The sequence below is a fragment of the Pseudomonas sp. PWP3-1b2 genome (assembly GCF_049896045.1).
Classification (GTDB): Bacteria; Pseudomonadota; Gammaproteobacteria; order Pseudomonadales; family Pseudomonadaceae; genus Aquipseudomonas; species Aquipseudomonas antarctica_B.
Window position 1 is genome coordinate 1 of record NZ_JAFCTN010000047.1, and the last position, 2,251, is coordinate 2,251.

General features: G+C 58.4%; 2 protein-coding genes. One reads left to right on the forward strand and one right to left on the reverse strand.

Going from position 1 to position 2,251, the window contains the following annotated elements; translation table 11 throughout:
• Positions 1–233: 233 nt before the first annotated feature.
• A complete protein-coding gene (gene dacB / locus ACP7A2_RS23100; RefSeq protein ID WP_426136100.1) occupies positions 234–1,694 on the reverse strand; it encodes a D-alanyl-D-alanine carboxypeptidase/D-alanyl-D-alanine endopeptidase in 1,461 nt (486 codons plus the stop codon).
• Between the two features lie 237 nt (positions 1,695–1,931).
• Here dacB and ACP7A2_RS23105 point away from each other — a divergent pair.
• Positions 1,932–2,251, forward strand: a 320-nt coding sequence (locus ACP7A2_RS23105) for a YggL family protein (protein WP_426136101.1), incomplete at its 3' end; no start/stop codon positions are given.

Here is a 2,251-nt window from a genome sequence, read left to right on the forward strand (position 1 = left end):
GGTTAGCCGTGCTGGGCCAAGGATGGCCCATCACGGCGGCCCACGGATTCAAGCCGGAGTGAGGGCACACCGAGCCTAGGCGAGGTGCCGAGTGGTGGGGCGGAGCGTTTTTGGTTACTTTTTGCGCTGTTCAAAAAGTGACCCGCTGTAAGAGCGGAACCCTAAGCAGCCATTACCGCAGCAACGGATATGTACACCAACAGCCAGCCATCGCAGACAAACCACACACTCACTTAAAGCACCGGTTCCGCCACCCCCAGCTTCGGCTGGCGATACAGATCCAGCAACACCTGATCCAGCACCGACGAAGCCCCCCACGGTTTCGAGTCGTTAAGAATCGCCACCACCACCCAGGTATTGCCATTGTTATCACGACTAAACCCGGCAATCGCTCGAACCGTGTTCAGGGTGCCAGTCTTGACGTGAGCCTCACCGCGCATAGCCGTAGTCTTCAGGCGTTTACGCATGGTGCCGTCAGTCCCGGCGATCGGCAGCGAGCTGATGTACTCAGCGGCATACGGACTCTTCCACGCAGCTTGCAGCATGGCCGCCATCTCACGGGCGCTGACTCGTTCAGCACGCGACAAGCCTGAGCCGTTCTCCATCACCAGGTGCGGCGCGGTGATGCCTTTTTTAGCCAACCATTGACGCACTACACGTTGCGCGGCCTTGGCATCGTCGCCATCGGCGTCGTTGCGAAACTGCGCGCCCAGGCTCAGGAACAACTGCTGGGCCATGGTGTTGTTACTGAATTTATTGATGTCGCGGATGATTTCCGCCAGGTCCGGCGAAAACGCCCGGGCCAGCACCTTGGCGTTTTTCGGAACCGGCGCCTGGATGTCACGGCCCTGGATGGTGCCACCCAATTCCTGCCAGATCGCGCGCACGGCGCCGGCGGTGTAGGTGGCGTGGTCGAGCAGCGACAGGTAAGTCTGTGAGCTGCAGCCATCGGCCAACTGACCGCTGACGGTCACGGTGACGCTACCGTCGGCGGCCGTCACGGGGTTGTAGCGCACATCGCCCGTGCATTGCTTGGCGTTGGACACTTTCACCTGATTGTCGATACGGATGCTCGCGATTGGCGGCTCGACCGACACGATCACCCGGCCGGCATCGTTGCGGGTCACGAAGCGCAGGGCCTTGAGGTTGACCAGAAGGGCATCCGGCTTGACCAGGAACGGCTTGTTCTCGTCGTTGCCGTCGTCATTGAATTCGGGCAATTGCGGTGGGTTGAAGAAGCTGCGGTCCAGCACCAGGTCGCCGGTGACTTGCTTCACGCCGTTGGCGCGCAGATCGCGCATCAGCAGCCAGAGTTTTTCCATGTTCAGCTTGGGGTCGCCGCCGCCCTTGAGGTACAGGTTGCCGTGCAACACGCCACCGCTGAGCGTGCCGTCGGTGTAGAACTCGGTCTTCCACTGGTGGTTGGGGCCGAGCATTTCCAGGGCTGCGTAGGTGGTAACCAGCTTCATGGTAGAGGCTGGGTTAACCGAAACGTCGGCGTTGAACACGGTCGGGGTGCCGGGGCCGGTCAACGGCAGCATCACCAGGGACAGCGAGGTATTGGGTATTTTGGCTTTCTGCAGGGCCTGCTGAACATTGGGCGGCAGGGTGGTATTGATCGGGGCGGCGGTGACGGCAAAGGCCAGTGGCAAAAGAACGCTGGCAAGCAAAAATGGACGCAAAGATTTGATCATAAGGAATAAAACCCTACTGCTGAGAAGGGTGAAAAAGGCGAGGGGTGTGTAAGAAAATCCCTCATTAGTCACGAAAGTGTCGGCATTATGCCCCAAGGTGGATCCAGTTGTAGCTGAACGATAGCTGCTAATGGGCGTTTTTTTTGCCTGCATTGTGCCGCCCGTCCCAGAGAGTCGGGCAATCGTCGCCTTAAACTGCTAAAGTGCCGCCCGTTATTACTTATGAGGATTGTTCCAATGGCGACTAACCGTTCCCAGCGTCTGCGCAAAAAACTGTGCGTTGATGAATTTCAAGAGCTGGGTTTCGAACTGAACCTGGACTTCAAAGAAGACCTGAGTGAAGAAGCTACCGACGCTTTCCTCGAAGCATTCATCAAAGAAGCCATGGAAGCCAATGGTCTGGGCTATGTTGGCGGCGATGACTTCGGTCTGGTTTGCCTGCAGAAGCGTGGCTCGGTCAACGAAGAGCAGCGCGTAGCGGTTGAAAGCTGGCTCAAAGGCCGCAGCGAACTGAAAAGCGCTGAAGTCAGCCCACTGCTGGACGTGTGGTATCCGGA

Excerpts from the sequence above, each read along its gene's own strand:
- dacB (WP_426136100.1), bottom strand. The coding sequence starts at position 1,694 with ATGATCAAATCTTTGCGTCCATTTTTGCTTGCCAGCGTTCTTTTGCCA.